This is a genomic window from Rhizobium sp. UBA1881 (genome assembly GCF_002338015.1).
Taxonomy (GTDB): Bacteria; Pseudomonadota; Alphaproteobacteria; order Rhizobiales; family Rhizobiaceae; genus Rhizobium.
On the sequence record NZ_DDHH01000006.1, the window covers coordinates 1 to 15,982 of the forward strand.

The window sequence follows — 15,982 nt, forward strand, 5'->3', positions numbered from 1 at the left end:
GGCGCGGCCGCTCGCTCCACTCTCATTGTTTGGAGGGGGAGCACGCCACGAGTCGATCTCCCCCCTTGGGGGGGAGATGCCCGGCAGGGCAGAGGGGGGTAATACACTCACCAACGCCGACGAGCATACCGCCCAACTCGAATCCCGCCGCCAAGCCCTCGAATCCGCTGGCGTCGAAGTCGTCTACTGCCACCCCTACCACCCGGAACAGCTTCTCCCGGCACTCGCTTCCCGCGGCATTTCCTCGCTGCTGGTCGAAGGCGGTGCCAAGACGGCGCGGCTTTTCCTCGAGGCAGGCTATGTCGATCGCATCCTGCTCTACCAGGGCCCAGGCACCATTGGGCAAGGCGGTATTGAAACGCCGATCCGCAAAACCGATATTCCATCCGATTTCAAGCATGTGGGCACGCGCAGAGTTGGCGACGACAGCCTGGACGAATACGAAAGAGAAGTTTGATGTTTACAGGCATTGTCACCGACGTCGGCACGATCGAATCCGTTTCGCCCTTGAAGGAGGGCATCAAGCTTCGCGTGGCGACCAGCTATGATCCCGCGACCATCGACATGGGCGCCTCGATCTCGCATTCCGGCATCTGCCTGACGGTCACCGGCCTGCCCGAAGAGGGCAGCAATGGCCGCTGGTTCGAGGTGGAAGCCTGGGAAGAAGCACTGCGCCTGACGACCATCGGCACCTGGAAAGAGGGCAGCCCCGTCAATCTCGAGCGCTCGCTGAAGATCGGCGACGAACTGGGCGGCCACATCGTCTCCGGCCATGTCGACGGCAAGGCCGAGGTCCTCTCCGTGACCGAAGAGGGCGATGCCACCCGTTTCCGTATCCGCGCGCCTGAGCATCTGGCCAAGTTCGTCGCGCCGAAGGGCTCGATCGCGCTCGATGGCACATCCCTGACGGTCAACGCCGTCGATGGCACCGATTTCGACGTGCTCCTTATTCGCCACACGCTTGAGGTCACGACCTGGGGCAAGCGCCAGGCTGGCGACTTCGTCAATTTCGAAGTCGACACCATGGCCCGTTATGCCGCTAGGTTGGCCGAGTTCCCGGTCGCGAAAGCAGAATAACCTCGCCACTATAGTGCGTATGCCTCGCATCGCCAAAGCCGAGCTTTTCGGCGAGGCGTAGCGAGGCGGCATTCTCGGGGTCGATGATGCAGCTCATCTGCCGTGCCGGAAAGTGATGTTCCGCCCAACTGATCAAAGCCTTAAGCGCTTCCGCCGCGTAGCCCTTTCCCTGAGCGTCCGGCATCAACGCCCAGCCCGTTTCCAGCGTCCCCTCGGTGCTGACGGGCTGCATGTCCCGCTTCATCTCTAGAAAGCCCGCTTCGCCCACGAACCTCCCGCTCTCTTTTTCTTCGATGGCGAGGAAGCCGAAGCCCATATGATGCCACATCCCGGCGACGCGCAGCATGCGCCCCCAACTCTGCTCCCGCGTCGACGCCACCCCGCTGATGAAGCGCACGACCGCATCATTGCTCCACAGCGCATGATAAGCCTCTAAATCCTCAACTGTGTGCGGCCGCAGGATCAGCCGCTCGGTCTCGATCGTCGGTATGTCGGTCATCGCGATCGCTTTCCTCGTCAGGCCCCAGGCTCGCCATCCCAGTAGTCGAGACCGTCGCCGGCCCGGCCCATCACGCGAAACGACCGATCGGGCGATCCCTCGCGGCGCGTCTTGGCGAGAAACTTGCCCGAGTCCGGATATTCGACGATATCGGTCGCAGCATTCGTCGAGATGCCGAGATAGATGAGCGGGGTATGGCCCGTGTTGATGATCTGGTGAGCCGTCTCCGGCCCTCCCGCCGGCGCGCCGAGCACGTCGCCCTTGCGGATCGAATAGCGTTCCGTTCCAAAACGATATTCACCGGTCCCCTCGATCACGAAGAACATCTCGTCTTCTGCATGATGGCTGTGGAAGGGACAGCCTGATTTACCTGCGGGTACCTCGTTATAGCTGACGCCGAGCCCTTTCAGCCCGAGCATCGCGCCGAACGAAATGTCGGCGCTCTCGTAAAGCTCCCCCTGCTTCCAGCGATCGAGGCTGAGTGCGTTCACGTTGACGACGGGTGTTTGTTGATCGTTCATTCTCGTCTCCCTTTGCCCCGAGGAATTATGAGTTTGTGCGGGAAATCAACCCGTTATCGATCAAGGTTCGGCGTTTTCAGGGCAGGGGCCCGCCAGTGCTTCGACATCCGCTTGGATGATTCGCGATTTTGCACCGCAGCCATGAGCCGAATTTGCTTGCCATTCTGGTAAAGGCGTGTTTTGACCGCCGCCTGTCGAACGGCAAATCCTCTAGGAAATGAAGGTGACCCATGGCGCGAGAAACCACTCCTCATATCTTGATCGTTGAAGCACGTTTCTACGACGACATGGCTGATGCTCTCCTGGAAGGCGCAACCTTCGCATTGACCGAAGCTGGCGCGACCTATGACGTGGTCACCGTTCCCGGCGCGCTGGAAATTCCGGCTGCGATTGCAATGGCTCTCGATGGAGCGGATAATGACGGCACGAACTACGACGGCTACGTCGCGCTCGGCATGGTCATCCGCGGCGAGACCTACCACTTCGATATCGTATCGAACGAATCCTCGCGCGCTCTGATGGACCTGTCCGTCAGCGAATCCATTGCCATCGGCAATGGCATCCTGACGGTCGAAAACGACGAGCAGGCTTGGTCGCGCGTACGCCGTTCGGATAAGGACAAGGGTGGCTTTGCCGCTCGCGCAGCTCTCACCATGATCGAGCTGAAGAAAAAGCTGGGTGCATAAGGCATGAGCAACGAAAACGTAGAGCGTCCGGTCAAGGCAGCGAACCAGCGTGGCGCCGCGCGTCTCGCCGCCGTTCAGGCGCTCTATCAGATGGATATCGGCGGCACCGGCGTTCTGGAAATCGTCGCCGAATACGAAGCCCATCGTCTCGGCCAGGAACTGGATGGCGAAACCTACCTGAAGGCTGACCCGTCCTGGTTCCGTTCGATCGTCTCCGGCGTCGTGCGCGAGCAGAAGCGGCTCGATCCGCTGGTTGCCTCGGCGTTGCAGGACGATTGGGCGCTTTCGCGTCTCGACAGCACCGTTCGAGCCATCCTTCGTGCCGGCGTTTTCGAGCTTCTCGACCGCAAGGATGTCCCGGTCGCGGTCATCGTCACCGAATATGTCGAGATCGCTCAGGCGTTCTTCAGCGATGATGAGCCCAAGCTCGTCAACGCCGTTCTCGACCGCATCGCCAAGCAGGTTCGCGGCGATCAGAAAAAGTAGCGTTTCGCGCGCAAGAAACAGCCCCTTCCTCCGTTCGGCTAATCTCCTCTTTCCCATTGCTCCGTAAGGGTTTTCAGCCCTTGCGGGCTTGACGTCCTGTTTTCCTCCCCGCAATCTCCACTCGGCGTTGCAGCATTTCTGTGGGAGGAAATGAGGACGGCGTGTTCGCAGCCGGAGAGGGAGTGAGCTCCGGCTCTTTTGGAGGAAAGAGCGAAATGACGATTCTTTTATGCGTAATAGCGTGCGGCTTGCTTTCGGTGGTCTATGCCATCTGGGCAATCCGGTCGGTGCTATCAGCCGATCAGGGAAACGCCCGCATGCAGGAAATTGCAGGATATATTCGCGAAGGCGCGCAGGCCTATCTGACGCGCCAGTATACGGCAATCGCCATTGTCGGCGTCGTCGTCTTCATCGCCGCCTGGCTGCTGCTCTCCGCCACGGCCGCGATCGGCTTTCTGGTTGGTGCCGTGCTTTCGGGCGCCGCGGGCTTCATCGGCATGCACGTTTCGGTTCGCGCCAATGTGCGCACCGCGCAGGCCGCCTCGCATAGCCTTGCCGCCGGTCTAGGCATCGCCTTCAAGTCGGGCGCCATCACTGGCATGCTGGTTGCGGGCCTGGCGCTGCTTGGCGTCTCCATCTACTATCTGATCCTCACCGGCGTGCTCGGCCATGATCCTGCCTCGCGTGAAGTCATCGATTCCCTGGTAGCCCTCGGCTTCGGCGCATCGCTGATTTCGATCTTCGCCCGTCTCGGCGGCGGTATCTTCACCAAGGGCGCCGACGTCGGCGGTGATCTCGTCGGCAAGGTCGAGGCCGGTATCCCGGAAGATGACCCACGCAACCCCGCGACCATCGCCGATAACGTTGGCGACAACGTCGGCGATTGCGCTGGCATGGCGGCCGACCTTTTCGAAACCTATGCCGTGTCCGTCGTCGCGACGATGGTTCTGGCCGCCATCTTCTTCGGCGGAACGCCTATTCTTGCGTCGGCGATGATCTATCCGCTGGCGATTTGCGGCGCCTGCATCATCACCTCGATCATCGGCACCTTCTTCGTGAAGCTCGGCAGCAACGGCTCGATCATGGGCGCCCTCTACAAGGGGCTCATCGTCACCGGCCTGCTGTCGATCCTGGGTCTTGGTGCTGCAACGTCGCTTACCGTCGGCTGGGGTCCGATCGGCACGGTCGCCGGTCATGACATCACCGGCATGAACCTCTTCATCTGCGGTATCGTCGGCCTCATCGTCACCGCGCTGATCGTTGTCATCACCGAATACTACACCGGCACCAACAAGCGCCCGGTCAATTCGATCGCCCAGGCATCGGTCACCGGCCACGGCACCAACGTCATCCAGGGGCTCGCCGTATCACTGGAATCGACTGCACTTCCGGCGATCGTCATCGTCGGCGGTATCCTGGCGACCTTCCAGCTGGGCGGTCTGTTCGGCACCGGCATCGCCGTCACCGCTATGCTCGGCCTTGCCGGCATGATCGTGGCGCTCGACGCCTTCGGTCCTGTCACCGACAACGCCGGTGGCATCGCCGAAATGGCGCATCTGCCGCCAGAAGTGCGCAAGTCCACGGATGCGCTCGATGCGGTGGGCAATACAACCAAGGCCGTCACCAAGGGCTATGCGATCGGCTCAGCCGGTCTCGGCGCCCTCGTGCTCTTCGCGGCCTATTCGAACGACCTGCAATATTTCGCCGCGCATGGTGATCAGTACCCGTACTTCGCCAATATCGGCGCGATCTCCTTTGATCTCTCCAATCCCTATGTCGTCGCCGGACTGCTCTTCGGCGGCCTCATCCCTTATCTCTTCGGCGGCATCGCCATGACGGCGGTGGGACGTGCGGCCGGATCGATCGTCGAGGAAGTGCGCAAGCAGTTCCGCGAAAAGCCCGGCATCATGCAGGGCACCGAAAAGCCGGATTACGGCAAGGCGGTCGATCTTCTGACCAAGGCCGCCATTCGCGAAATGATCATTCCGTCGCTTCTGCCCGTTTTGGCGCCCGTCGTCGTCTATTTCGGCGTGCTGTTGATCTCGGGCTCCAAGGCATCGGCTTTCGCGGCCCTTGGCGCATCGCTGCTGGGCGTCATCATCAACGGCCTGTTCGTGGCGATCTCGATGACCTCGGGCGGTGGCGCATGGGACAACGCCAAGAAGTCCTTCGAAGACGGCTTCGTCGACAAGGACGGCACGCGCCATATGAAGGGTTCGGAAGCCCACAAGGCATCCGTAACCGGCGACACAGTCGGCGACCCTTATAAGGACACCGCGGGTCCAGCCGTCAATCCGGCGATCAAGATCACCAATATCGTGGCGCTCCTGCTGCTTGCCATCCTGGCGGGCTGACCGGCCTTCGATCTAGAACCAATGAAAAACCCGCCGGAGCGATCCGGCGGGTTTTGTGTGGGCGAATGACTTGACGCTTAGCGCAAGCTGGCCGGGTTCTGCGGCGAAGGACGATCGCCGGCGCCGAACAGGCCCTTGGCCATGTTTGCGGCGCTGCCGCCGGAAAGCAGCTGCTGCAGGAAGGTGAGATCCTTACCACCGGTCGGCGTAACGCGCGTGATGGTGTCGAACGGCTTGCCGTCCTTGAGCGTGTAGTTGGCGCGGCGGGTCACGACGCCGTCCTTGTCGAAGTAGATGGCGAGAACGCTCTGGTCCACGACCTTCAGCTTCTGGAACGCCATGGAGCGCTCGCGACGCTGCGAGATGTAATAGAAGACTTCGCCATCGAAGGTGGCGGTCGTCGAAGGCGTGCCCAGCGACAGCAGAACCTGCTCGCGGCTCGAACCCTCGGGAACCAGGTTGAGCGACTGCTCGTCGGCGACGTAACCGCCGTTGAGAACCGTACCCGTTTGGCAGCCGGTCAATCCGGCGGAGGCGATCATGATGGCAATGGCGGCATTGCTGAGGAATTTCTTGTCAGACTTGAAATACCGTTTCTTCAACGACATCTACTCCCTTAACGTATCGATACCAGCCATCGGCCATGCAATGTTACGCTGATGCAAAACCATTGTGGCCTTTCCGGGGTCGGACGTGAGCCATCTGCCGAGTGGCCATCGTCGAAGCGCTGTCCCGAAAGTGGCCACCTTCGCCATTGCAATTCGCGCATGCTTCGGTAAACCAGCTTTCGAAATCATGCAACAAGGCCGGACGCAGGTTGGCGCCAAGAACGAGGCCTTTCCGGAAAAAACAATGATATTCGGGCTCTTCGGCAAGAAAAACAACAACCAGGCGATCGTCGACCGGCAATATGAGGCGCTGACATCGGCCGCCCGCATGCCAGCGCTTTACGAGAGACTCGGCGTGCCGGATACGGTCATGGGTCGCTTCGAAATGCTGTCGGCTGTCATGATCCTGTTTTTTCGTCGCACGCGTGCATCCGCGACCAGCGGCCAGGAAATCGCGCAGGAAATCGTGGATGCATTCTTCCAGGATATCGATTATTCGATCCGCGAACTCGGGATTGGCGACAATACGGTTCCCAAGCGCATGAAGAAACTCGCCGGCATGTTCTACGGCCGGCTCGAAGCCTATTCCAAGGCGATGGACGCTGGCGATGCCGAGGCTCTCGCCGTGGCGCTTGGCCGCAACATTCATCCGAAGGAAACAGACCCGGTCGATATGCGCGCGCTTGCCGATTGGATGTTTTCCGCTGAAAGACACCTGTCGGCACAGTCCGAAGATACGATCGCGACCGGCTCGGCAACGCTGCCCGCCGTCGCGTGAGGAGACAATGATGAAGAATTCAAACGAAGACACGCCTTTCTCCTATTTGGTCAAGGTCGGTAACGTCTCGGCCAACCCGGTCGACGTCCATCTCGAAGCCGACAAGGACGAGTTGCGGGCGCTCGCCGAAACCTGGGACGTGATCTCCGTCGACGATTTCCGCGCCGATCTGCAGATCGCGCGATGGAAAAAGGATGGCATTCGCGTGAAGGGCAGGGTGCGGGCGAGCATCGTGCAGAGCTGCGTCGTCACGCTGGAGCCGGTGCCGTCGAAAATCGATGAGCCCTTCGAGCAGATCTTCGTGCCCGAGAACTCCAAGCTTGCGCGCCGCCCGGCTAACGATACCGGCGAAATGATGCTGGACCCCGATGGTCCTGACCTGCCGGAAAGCTTTGTCGGCGATACGATCGACGCCGGCGAAGTGGCAACCGAATTCGCCGCCATGGCGATTGATCCGTACCCCCGCAAAGAGGGCGTTGCCTTCGATGGTCACATAGAAGACACCGGAGAGAACGATAAGAAGCCTTCCGCCTTTGCTGTTCTGAAAGACTGGAAAAAGGACTGAAAGCCGCTCGCGGTTTGACATAATTCAGTTGTCAGCGACGGTAAAACCGGTATTTTGGCCAAAATTTCGCCCTCCTGGGACGAAAAAAAAGGATCAGGGACGCGTGATCAGAATTTCTCTCGACCTCATGGGTGGCGACTTTGGTCCCCAGGTAGTCATCCCCGGTGCCGCAAAGGCGCTGGAACGGCATCCGGACATTTCGTTCGTGATGTATGGCTTGAAGGAACAGTGCGAGCCTATTCTCGACCAGTTTCCGAAGCTGAAGGAGAAATCCGTTCTCCACGATTGCGAACTTGCCGTGCGCATGGACGAGAAGCCGAGCCAGGCATTGCGCCGCGGCCGCTATGTCTCTTCCATGTGGCGTTCGCTCGAGGCCGTGAAGACCAAGGACGCCGACGTCGCGGTTTCTGCCGGCAATACCGGCGCGCTGATGGCGATGGCCAAGTTCTGTCTGCGCACGATGGCCAATATCGAGCGCCCGGCGATCGCGGCGATCTGGCCGACCATGCGCGGCGAAAGCATCGTGCTCGATGTCGGCGCGACGATCGGCGCCGATAGCCAGCAGCTGATGGATTTCGCGCTGATGGGCGGCGCCATGGCGCGCGCGCTGTTCGAGATCGATCGTCCGACGATCGGCCTGCTCAATGTGGGCGTCGAGGAGATCAAGGGTCAGGAAGAGGTCAAGGAAGCCGGACGCCTGCTGCGCGAGGCCAATATCGACTCGCTCGAATATTTCGGTTTCGTCGAGGGCAATGACATCGGCAAGGGAACCGTCGATGTCGTGGTCACCGAAGGCTTTGCCGGCAACATTGCGCTGAAGGCCGCAGAAGGCACGGCGCGCCAGATCGGCGAATATCTGAAAGCCGCGATGTCGCGCACCCTGCTTGCCAAGATCGGCTATATCTTCGCCAAGAGCGCTTTCGACATGCTGCGCGAGAAGATGGACCCGAGCAAGGTCAATGGCGGCGTGTTTCTGGGCTTGAATGGCGTGGTCATCAAGAGCCACGGCGGCGCCAATGCCGAAGGGATCGCGTCGGCGATCGAGGTCGGCTACGACATGGCCAAGAATGGCCTCAATCAGAAAATAGAAAACGATTTGCAAAAGTATCATGCCAAGCGGCTGCCCCCTATCGGGCCGGAAGCGGCATGAGCGACGGGATTTGAAGAATATGATCCGTTCAGTGGTTCGCGGTTTCGGATCCGCGCTTCCGAAACGCGTTATGACCAATCGCGACATGGAAGATGTCGTGGACACCTCCGACGAATGGATTGTCCAGCGCACGGGCATTCGCCAGCGTTATCTCGCCGGAGAAGATGAGACGACGTCCTCGCTTGGCGCGGCGGCGGCTCTGGCCGCGCTCGAAAAGGCCGGCATGACGCCCGATGACATCGACATGATCATCTGTGCGACATCGACGCCGGACAACACCTTCCCGGCAACCGCCGTCAGCATCCAGAACCGTCTCGGCATGAGCCACGGCTTTGCCTTCGACGTGCAGGCGGTCTGTACCGGTTTCGTCTACGCGGTCACCACCGCCGACGCCTATATTCGTGGCGGCCTTGCCAAGCGCGTGCTCGTCATCGGCGCCGAAACCTTCTCGCGCATCCTCGACTGGAATGATCGCACGACCTGCGTGCTCTTCGGCGATGGCGCCGGCGCGATCGTGCTGGAAGCGGCCGAAGGCGAGGGGACCACAGATGACCGTGGCGTCTTGACCGCGCATCTGCGTTCCGACGGCTCGCACAAGGAAAAGCTCTTCGTCGATGGTGGACCGTCGACCACGGGCACCGTCGGCAAGCTGCGCATGGAAGGCCGCGAGGTCTTCAAATATGCCGTTGGCATGATCACCGACGTCATCCAGGCAGCCTTCGACAGCACCGGCACCACGTCGGACGATCTCGACTGGCTGGTGCCGCATCAGGCAAATCGTCGCATCATCGATGGTTCGGCCAAGAAGCTTAACATCGCGCCTGAAAAGGTCGTCGTCACGGTGGACTTGCACGGCAACACGTCGGCGGCTTCAATCCCGCTCGCGCTAGCGGTTGCAGCCGGCGACGGACGTATCAAGAAGGGCGATCTCGTCATGCTCGAGGCGATGGGCGGCGGCTTCACCTGGGGTGCAGTCCTGCTGCGCTGGTAACAGCCCAAAAACCCAAAAAGCTGACAACGAACAAGGGCTTGACCGTAAGGCGCAAGACAAATACTCTTTGCTCGTCCTCACAAAACAAAACCGATGGGCAGGGAAAAAGATGACCGGCAAAACAGTCACGCGCGCAGACTTGGCGGAATCCGTTTTTCGCAAAGTCGGTCTGTCCCGCACGGAATCGGCGGAACTCGTGGAGACTGTGATCGACGAGATCTGCAACGCCATCGTTCGCGGTGAGACGGTCAAGCTTTCCTCCTTCGCGACCTTCCAGGTCCGCGACAAGAACGAGCGCATCGGCCGCAATCCGAAGACCGGCGAAGAAGTGCCGATCTCTCCGCGCCGCGTGATGACCTTCAAGGCATCGAACGTCTTGAAGACCCGCATCCTGAAGGCGCACACACTGCGCAAGGTCAAGACCAAGCCGGCCAATCCGGCCGCCTGATCGCTTTCCGATCTCGTCGCCCGACGAGGCTAATCGACGCTTCCCGTGAATTTTCCGCAACGTTTTCTGTGCGAATTCGAGACGTGACTTGAATTAACGCAAGCAAACCGTTGAAATATGATGAGTCGCGGCTCGGACATATCAGGTGCGAGCCCCTTCGCCTTGCCGATAAACGGTAAGCGCGACGCGCCGAAGATCGCGTGCTGAAAATCGCGTAGGGAGTGAGAACCTTGGATAAGAGCCCGGATGCTTTTCGCACCATCAGCGAAGTAGCGGATGACCTCGATCTTCCGCAGCACGTGCTGCGCTTCTGGGAGACCCGCTTCCCGCAGATCAAGCCGATGAAGCGCGGCGGCGGCAGACGCTACTACCGGCCGGAAGATGTGGACCTGCTCAAGGGCATCCGGCACCTGCTCTATGATCACGGCTACACCATCAAGGGTGTACAGAAGCTCCTGAAGACCAACGGCAACAAGTTCGTCATCGCCATCGGCCATGGCGACCTCGCGAGCGTCCAGGCGCTGACAGGCCAAAGCGAAAGCGAAGCCGGCGAGCCCAGGGTCGGCATGTCCGAGGAAGATCAGCTGGTCGGACGCGCCAAGGCGCCGGCGTCCCGCCGTTTCTTCAATTTCGGCGGTGGTGACGACGAGGCGGCCGAAGTGTCGCTCGGCAAATCGAGCGTCGGCAAGGAAGATCGGGCGCTGTTGCAGGAGGCGCTCTATGATCTCCTGGAATGCAAGCGCCTTCTCGACCAGGTCCGCTAAGCCTGGTGGCGTCGAGCCGCCCGGGATCATCTCATATTGCCAGCCAGGAGCTTAGCGTGCCGGTTCCCACAAAAATGTATGACGCCTTCCTCTTCGACATGGACGGAACGCTGCTCAACTCCATCGCCGTGGTCGAGCGCGTCTGGACCGGCTGGGCGGTGCGCCATGGATTTGAGCCCGAGGTTTTCCTGAAGACGATCCACGGCGTTCGTGCCAGCGACGTGATCCGCAATCTGGCGCTGCCGGGTGTCGATCCCGAGCACGAAGCGAGGCTGCTGCTGCAGGAAGAGTTGGAAGATGTGAACGGGATCATCGAGATCCCGGGCGCGGTGAAATTCCTGAACAGCCTGCCACCCGAGCGCTGGGCCATCGTCACCTCGGCGCCGACAGAGCTTTTCAAGCTCCGAATGGCGGCAGCCGGCATCCCGATGCCGAAAGTGATCGTGACGGGGGAGGAGGTTTCATCCGGAAAGCCAAGTCCCGAAGGCTATCGCCTTGGCGCCGAGCGTCTCGGCGTCGATCCGAACAAGTGCCTCGTGTTCGAGGACGCAGTCGCCGGCATTCTCGCAGGTGAGGCGGCGGGCGCGGATGTGGTCGTTGTGACCCAGACCCACGCCACGCCCTTTGAGACCCCGCACATGTCGATCGCCGATTATCTCGGCAGCAGCGTCACGACCGCCGAAGACGGGCGTATCGGCTTTACGCGCGGCTAGCGCTCACTGCTTGCGCGGCAGGCCTTGCTTCTGCATCCGCTCAAACGCAGCCATCATCTTCGCCTTGACGGAACCGAGCGTTCCGAGCTCGTGGCCGCAGGTGAAGCACGTCAGCATGTCGCTATCCAGCGGCTGCGGGCGTTCGAACTTCATTCTGGTGTTCCTGCACTTCGGGCAGGGGATCTCGATTTCCATGCTATGTCTCCCTGAGCAATCTGACGTCCCAATAGTCAGATGATCGCGGCAGGGCAAGCTCTTTACGGCGGCGGAGAGCTTCGTCGCACGCGGTCTGCCGAAAAGAACTGGTGAATTTCTGAGTGATGTCGATTTTTCGCTTGCGCCGAAAATCCCAAAAGACTAACAGGATCAGGCCGTAAAGGCAGGTCGGGGCGTAGCGCAGCCCGGTAGCGCACTTGACTGGGGGTCAAGGGGTCGCAGGTTCAAGTCCTGTCGCCCCGACCATTTAATCAGATTTTCGGCAGCCCCCAGGAGCCGAGATCACAATCAAAACTCTGATGAATAACTGGATTTGGCAGCCGCGTCGCGGCGCAACGCGAATTGTTGATTCGATATCTGTCAACAACATTTGACGTGGATATCCAGTATTAAATTGGATTAAGCCGACGCGAGAATAAATCAGCTGGTAAACCTATGGTCGTCTCGAATATCGCGCCGATTTGTGGCATGGATATACAGGAGATGCATGAGGTTGTTCATGATTGATATCGCTGGAAGTCAATCTATTCGTGAGTGGATGTCAGAGGCAATTTCGAAATTGATCGATAATGCTATCCAGGCCGGTTGGCCGGAGCATGATGTCGCGCTGTTGCTGATGGAGCTTGCAGAGGATCATTTCATGCGGGTTGCGGCCGGCGTCATCATTGAGGACGCGCTGTATTCCCAGCGCGCCGTCAATATCAAGAACTGAGCGCGATCGCGTCGCGCCAGTCGCTTGCGAGTGTCATTTCTGCTCGATGGACACGCCGTTCTGGCCGATGCTCATCTCGACGCCCTTGGGCTTCGTCTGTTCGTGATAGATATAGGCGCCAAGCCCGGCGACGACGACAATCAGAGCGCCGATAACAACATAAAGACCGTTCGAGTTTCTCAAGAAACATCCCCCAACATTTTGATAATGCGCGGGAATAACGCGAAACCTCGATTTTGGTTCCAGCGTTCAGTCGTCGTTTGCCGAGTTCAGGTTTTCCGGACGGATACCTTCGTCGCTGCCGCTGCGTGCTTTCAGCCGGACGCCCGGGCCACCCTCGTCATGATTGCCGCTGGCGATAAACAAGACCCCACCCGTTTCGAGCGCCTGCTTGACCGCCAGCAGCGCCTGCGGCTCGCCTTGCGTCTCGTCGCGCTCAAGAGTTTCGAGGGTTGCGACGGGCAGGCCGGATGCGGTTGCCAGTTGCTCTATGGAGATGCCCATCATGGCGCGGGCGGCGCGTATCTGCATGGCTGTGATCATAAGGAAAGATTAGCGCGCCGGAGGCGGTTCGCAAGGGCTCAGTAGCGGTCGCGAGCGTTCGGATCGCGCATATGCCGGGCCTCGAGCGCGGCGCAGCCCCAGACGACGCCGAATAGCAGGTAGACATGGCGCCAGTGATCGATGTCGATGACGTTGCCGATCGCGGCATGGCCGAGAACGCCGATCCAGGCGATCATCAGATAAGGCTGCCAGGGGCGGTTCTTCAGCAGGTTCTTGAAGCCGAGGTAGAAGGTCCAGAAGAGCATGCCGACATAGCTGACGAAGCCAAGCCAGCCGTAGGTCGTCAGCGATTTCAGCCAGATGTTGTGCTCGTCTTCGGGGAAGATGGTGCCGAACACCATCGGCCCGATCCCGAGCGGTCGCTCCATCATCATCGTGAAGCCGATCCGGTGGCGATCGAAGCGCCCGAGGTGCTCGCCGTCATATTGCTGCACCAGCTGCGCACGCGTTGAGAACAGGTCGCTGACCTTCGGGAACTGCAAGGCGATGACAAGCGACGCCACCATCATCAGGATCGCGGCCAGCGACAGAACGAGAATGCGCAGGCGGAAGGCGCCGCTGCGTTCCTTGAGCAGCATCACGAAGATCAGCAGGATGATGGTGAGCAGAAACAAGCCCCACGCCGCGCGTGAGAACGACAGGAAGACGCCGAGCGCGAGGATCAGGAGTGCTGCCGCCTTTATCGGTGCCGCGCGCAGGTTTCCCGTCAGGATGCCATGCACGAGATAGAGGGAAGGGGGCACGAGGAAGGGGCCGAACACGTTCGGGTCCTGAAAGGCGCCCTTGGCGCGGTCGTAGAGCGTGAAGACCTCGGAGCCCGGAAAGGCGTGGAAGTAGCCGAGAATGCCGAGCATCGAGGTGATGACGGCCGCAAACGTCCAGGCATTGAAGATGAGCGGCAGCCGCCGATGGCTGTCCTCGATGATCGCGGCGTAGAAGACGGCCGTCAGTGCGAGGAAGGTCGAGACCGCCACATACATCGGACCATCGGCAAGGTCCTTCATCTGCGTCAGCGACAGCATGCCGCCGACGTTGAATGTGATCAGCAGGGCCAGAAGCGGAACGGTATAGCGCGAAATCCTGAGGCCGAGGATGAACCACAGCCCGACCAAACAGGCCATCCAGAGTTCATACGGGGCGGGCTCGCTGATGACGAAACCCGACAGGAACACGCCGACGGTCACGGCCGCGGAGCCGATCAGCCGCAGCGTTGCCCGTTGTGGATGGGCGACGCGTGGATATGTCGCCTCGATCGCGCTCAATAGGCGTTTTCCGTGTTGAACAGGCGAAATGGCGTGAGGAACAGGATCTTCAGGTCGAACCAGAGCGACCAGTTCTCGATGTAATAGAGATCATAGGCCGTGCGGAACTTGATCTTGTCGTCATTGTCGACTTCACCGCGCCAGCCATTGATCTGTGCCCAGCCGGTGACGCCGGGCTTGACGCGGTGGCGCGCGAAATAGCCCTCGACGACATCGCCGAATGCGCGGTCGCGGGCTTGGGCAAGCACGGCATGCGGGCGGGGGCCGACGAGCGACAGATTGCCGAGAAGCACGTTGAACAGCTGCGGCAGTTCGTCGATCGAGGTCTTGCGGATGAAGCGGCCGACGGGGGTGACGCGCGGGTCGCCCTTGGTCACCGCCGCCTTTCCGGTCGGGTCGCTCATGTTGGTATACATCGAGCGGAACTTGAAGACGTTGATGACCTCGTTGTTGAAGCCATGCCGCTTCTGCATGAAGAAGACCGGTCCCTGCGATGTCGCCTTGATGGCTATGGCCGTTCCCAGCATGATCGGCCAGAGCACGAGAAGCGCAAGCACGGCGAAGAAGATGTCGAAGCAGCGCTTGGCCACCGAATCCCAGTCGCGAATGGGCTTGTTGAAGATATCGAGCATCGGCACCGAGCCGACATGCGAATAGGCGCGCGGACGGAAGCGCAGGCGGTTGGAGTGCGCGGCGAGACGGATATCGACAGGCAGCACCCACAGCTTCTTCAACAGTTGCAGGATACGTGCTTCGGCGCTGAGCGGCAGCGCGATGATCAGCATGTCGATGCGTGTCAGGCGCGCGAACTCGACGAGTTCGCCGATCGTCCCGAGCTTTGGATAGCCCGCGACCATCGCCGGTGAGCGCTTGTCGCCGCGGTCATCGAAGATGCCGCAGATGCGGATGTCGTTGTCGGGCTGCTGTTCGAGCAGGCGGATGAAGTCCTTGGCCGGCTGGCCGCCGCCGACGAGAACCGCGCGGCGCTCCATGATGCCGTTTCGCGCCCAGTTGCGGATGCCGTAGGCAAGCAGGAAGCGCGATGCGATCAGGAAGACGCCGCCAAGGATGAACCACGAGAGATAGGACCGCAGCTGCGCCGCATCGACAGGACTGACGATCGCGACAATGGCGACCATGGCGCCAAAGACGAGCGTCCACGCCAGAAGCACCTTCGGCAGCGGGCGCGTGCGGGCGCGCAGCGCCGGGATCGTGTAGCAATCGGCCGTCTGCAGGGCGAGCACCAGCGCGGCGCCGACGCATATGGATGCGACCGCGCGCATGGAGAACGTTTCCTCCGTATCCATCCACAGCAGGAAGGAGAGGAGGCCGATGCCGAACTGCGACAGGAATTCGATTAGTCTGAACTGGCCGATCATGATCGCTGGCGTGCGTGTGCCATCGCTGAACTGCTCGGCGATCTGACGCGCGTAGTCGTTGAGCGGCTCCGAGGTGGTTTTCTCAGTGCCGCCGCTGCGTCGATTGACGTCGGAAACTTGCTTGCGCAGGGTTTCCAGATCAAATTGATCGTTGTTCTCTGCCTTGTTCATGAGGCTACCGCCGCTGTTTCACCATTCGGCAATAGCAG

21 protein-coding genes and 1 tRNA gene are annotated in these 15,982 nt (G+C 60.4%); 14 read left to right on the forward strand and 8 right to left on the reverse strand.

The features are described 5' to 3' along the window. Both B3605_RS00655 and B3605_RS00660 read left to right on the forward strand, forming a co-directional pair. The coding region (locus B3605_RS00655) for a RibD family protein (protein WP_296431602.1) at positions 1-457 on the forward strand (457 nt) is incomplete at its 5' end. Further along, on the forward strand, positions 457-1,077 hold the full coding sequence (locus tag B3605_RS00660; protein WP_112941279.1) for a riboflavin synthase: 621 nt from the start codon (positions 457-459) through the stop codon (positions 1,075-1,077). The genes B3605_RS00655 and B3605_RS00660, both read left to right, overlap by 1 nt. Here the strand turns inward: B3605_RS00660 and B3605_RS00665 are convergent. Together B3605_RS00665 and B3605_RS00670 are read right to left on the reverse strand one after the other, a co-directional pair. Then, on the reverse strand, positions 1,040-1,576 hold the full coding sequence (locus B3605_RS00665; RefSeq protein WP_296431605.1) for a GNAT family N-acetyltransferase: 537 nt from the start codon (positions 1,574-1,576) through the stop codon (positions 1,040-1,042). The two genes, B3605_RS00660 and B3605_RS00665, sit on opposite strands and share 38 nt — an antisense overlap. Before the next feature lie 17 nt (positions 1,577-1,593). Then, a complete protein-coding gene (locus tag B3605_RS00670; RefSeq protein WP_112941277.1) occupies positions 1,594-2,097 on the reverse strand; it encodes a cupin domain-containing protein in 504 nt (167 codons plus the stop codon). Positions 2,098-2,327: 230 nt separating this feature from the next. Between B3605_RS00670 and ribH the strand changes: the two genes are divergently transcribed. The 3 genes from ribH to B3605_RS00685 all read left to right on the forward strand — a co-directional run bounded on the left by ribH (position 2,328) and on the right by B3605_RS00685 (position 5,623). Beyond that, a complete protein-coding gene (gene ribH, locus B3605_RS00675) occupies positions 2,328-2,783 on the forward strand; it encodes a 6,7-dimethyl-8-ribityllumazine synthase (RefSeq protein ID WP_112941276.1) in 456 nt (151 codons plus the stop codon). A gap of 3 nt (positions 2,784-2,786) precedes the next feature. Continuing rightward, complete coding sequence (gene nusB / locus B3605_RS00680) at positions 2,787-3,269, forward strand: transcription antitermination factor NusB (RefSeq protein WP_018898684.1); 483 nt, start codon at positions 2,787-2,789, stop codon at positions 3,267-3,269. A 215-nt stretch (positions 3,270-3,484) separates the two neighbouring features. Further along, the gene (locus tag B3605_RS00685) at positions 3,485-5,623 is read left to right on the forward strand and encodes a sodium-translocating pyrophosphatase (protein ID WP_112941275.1); all 2,139 of its coding nucleotides are present in this window, start codon (positions 3,485-3,487) and stop codon (positions 5,621-5,623) included. Positions 5,624-5,700: 77 nt separating this feature from the next. On the opposite strand, the gene B3605_RS00690 is transcribed toward B3605_RS00685, so the two are convergent. Further along, the gene (locus tag B3605_RS00690; RefSeq protein WP_018898682.1) at positions 5,701-6,231 is read right to left on the reverse strand and encodes an outer membrane protein assembly factor BamE; all 531 of its coding nucleotides are present in this window, start codon (positions 6,229-6,231) and stop codon (positions 5,701-5,703) included. A 187-nt stretch (positions 6,232-6,418) separates the two neighbouring features. On the opposite strand from B3605_RS00690, the gene B3605_RS00695 reads away from it, so the two are divergent. The 7 genes from B3605_RS00695 to B3605_RS00725 all read left to right on the forward strand — a co-directional run bounded on the left by B3605_RS00695 (position 6,419) and on the right by B3605_RS00725 (position 11,640). Beyond that, positions 6,419-7,009 carry a ubiquinol-cytochrome C chaperone family protein gene (locus B3605_RS00695; RefSeq protein ID WP_183794674.1) on the forward strand — a complete coding sequence of 197 codons (591 nt, stop codon included), beginning with the start codon at positions 6,419-6,421 and terminating at the stop codon, positions 7,007-7,009. A 10-nt stretch (positions 7,010-7,019) separates the two neighbouring features. Then, entirely contained in the window at positions 7,020-7,574 is a 555-nt protein-coding gene (locus tag B3605_RS00700; RefSeq protein ID WP_111561167.1) for a YceD family protein, read from the forward strand. Between the two features lie 103 nt (positions 7,575-7,677). After that, positions 7,678-8,724: a phosphate acyltransferase PlsX gene (gene plsX, locus B3605_RS00705; protein ID WP_112941273.1), complete on the forward strand. Its 1,047-nt coding sequence runs from the start codon at positions 7,678-7,680 to the stop codon at positions 8,722-8,724. 19 nt (positions 8,725-8,743) lie between these two features. Beyond that, entirely contained in the window at positions 8,744-9,715 is a 972-nt protein-coding gene (locus tag B3605_RS00710) for a beta-ketoacyl-ACP synthase III (RefSeq protein WP_047513177.1), read from the forward strand. Positions 9,716-9,824: 109 nt separating this feature from the next. Then, the gene (locus B3605_RS00715) at positions 9,825-10,163 is read left to right on the forward strand and encodes an integration host factor subunit alpha (protein WP_018898677.1); all 339 of its coding nucleotides are present in this window, start codon (positions 9,825-9,827) and stop codon (positions 10,161-10,163) included. A gap of 230 nt (positions 10,164-10,393) precedes the next feature. Further along, the gene (locus B3605_RS00720) at positions 10,394-10,927 is read left to right on the forward strand and encodes a MerR family transcriptional regulator (RefSeq protein WP_047513173.1); all 534 of its coding nucleotides are present in this window, start codon (positions 10,394-10,396) and stop codon (positions 10,925-10,927) included. Positions 10,928-11,001: 74 nt separating this feature from the next. Beyond that, complete coding sequence (locus B3605_RS00725; protein WP_112941272.1) at positions 11,002-11,640, forward strand: HAD family hydrolase; 639 nt, start codon at positions 11,002-11,004, stop codon at positions 11,638-11,640. A 3-nt stretch (positions 11,641-11,643) separates the two neighbouring features. On the opposite strand, the gene B3605_RS00730 is transcribed toward B3605_RS00725, so the two are convergent. Further along, on the reverse strand, positions 11,644-11,793 hold the full coding sequence (locus B3605_RS00730) for a hypothetical protein (RefSeq protein ID WP_018898674.1): 150 nt from the start codon (positions 11,791-11,793) through the stop codon (positions 11,644-11,646). Positions 11,794-12,025: 232 nt separating this feature from the next. Here B3605_RS00730 and B3605_RS00735 point away from each other — a divergent pair. Then, positions 12,026-12,102 (forward strand) — tRNA-Pro (locus B3605_RS00735). Positions 12,103-12,355: 253 nt separating this feature from the next. Then, positions 12,356-12,568 (forward strand): hypothetical protein, encoded by a 213-nt coding sequence (locus B3605_RS00740; RefSeq protein WP_162725230.1) that lies wholly within the window; start codon positions 12,356-12,358, stop codon positions 12,566-12,568. 33 nt (positions 12,569-12,601) lie between these two features. On the opposite strand, the gene B3605_RS00745 is transcribed toward B3605_RS00740, so the two are convergent. The 4 genes from B3605_RS00745 to B3605_RS00760 form a co-directional block, all read right to left on the reverse strand. Then, complete coding sequence (locus tag B3605_RS00745) at positions 12,602-12,751, reverse strand: hypothetical protein (RefSeq protein WP_018898672.1); 150 nt, start codon at positions 12,749-12,751, stop codon at positions 12,602-12,604. A gap of 66 nt (positions 12,752-12,817) precedes the next feature. Continuing rightward, on the reverse strand, positions 12,818-13,111 hold the full coding sequence (locus tag B3605_RS00750) for a helix-turn-helix domain-containing protein (protein ID WP_111561170.1): 294 nt from the start codon (positions 13,109-13,111) through the stop codon (positions 12,818-12,820). Positions 13,112-13,149: 38 nt separating this feature from the next. Next, the gene (locus B3605_RS00755) at positions 13,150-14,394 is read right to left on the reverse strand and encodes an O-antigen ligase family protein (RefSeq protein ID WP_112941271.1); all 1,245 of its coding nucleotides are present in this window, start codon (positions 14,392-14,394) and stop codon (positions 13,150-13,152) included. Next, positions 14,391-15,944: an undecaprenyl-phosphate glucose phosphotransferase gene (locus B3605_RS00760; protein ID WP_112941270.1), complete on the reverse strand. Its 1,554-nt coding sequence runs from the start codon at positions 15,942-15,944 to the stop codon at positions 14,391-14,393. Before B3605_RS00760 ends, B3605_RS00755 begins: the two co-directional genes overlap by 4 nt. Positions 15,945-15,982 lie beyond the last annotated feature (38 nt).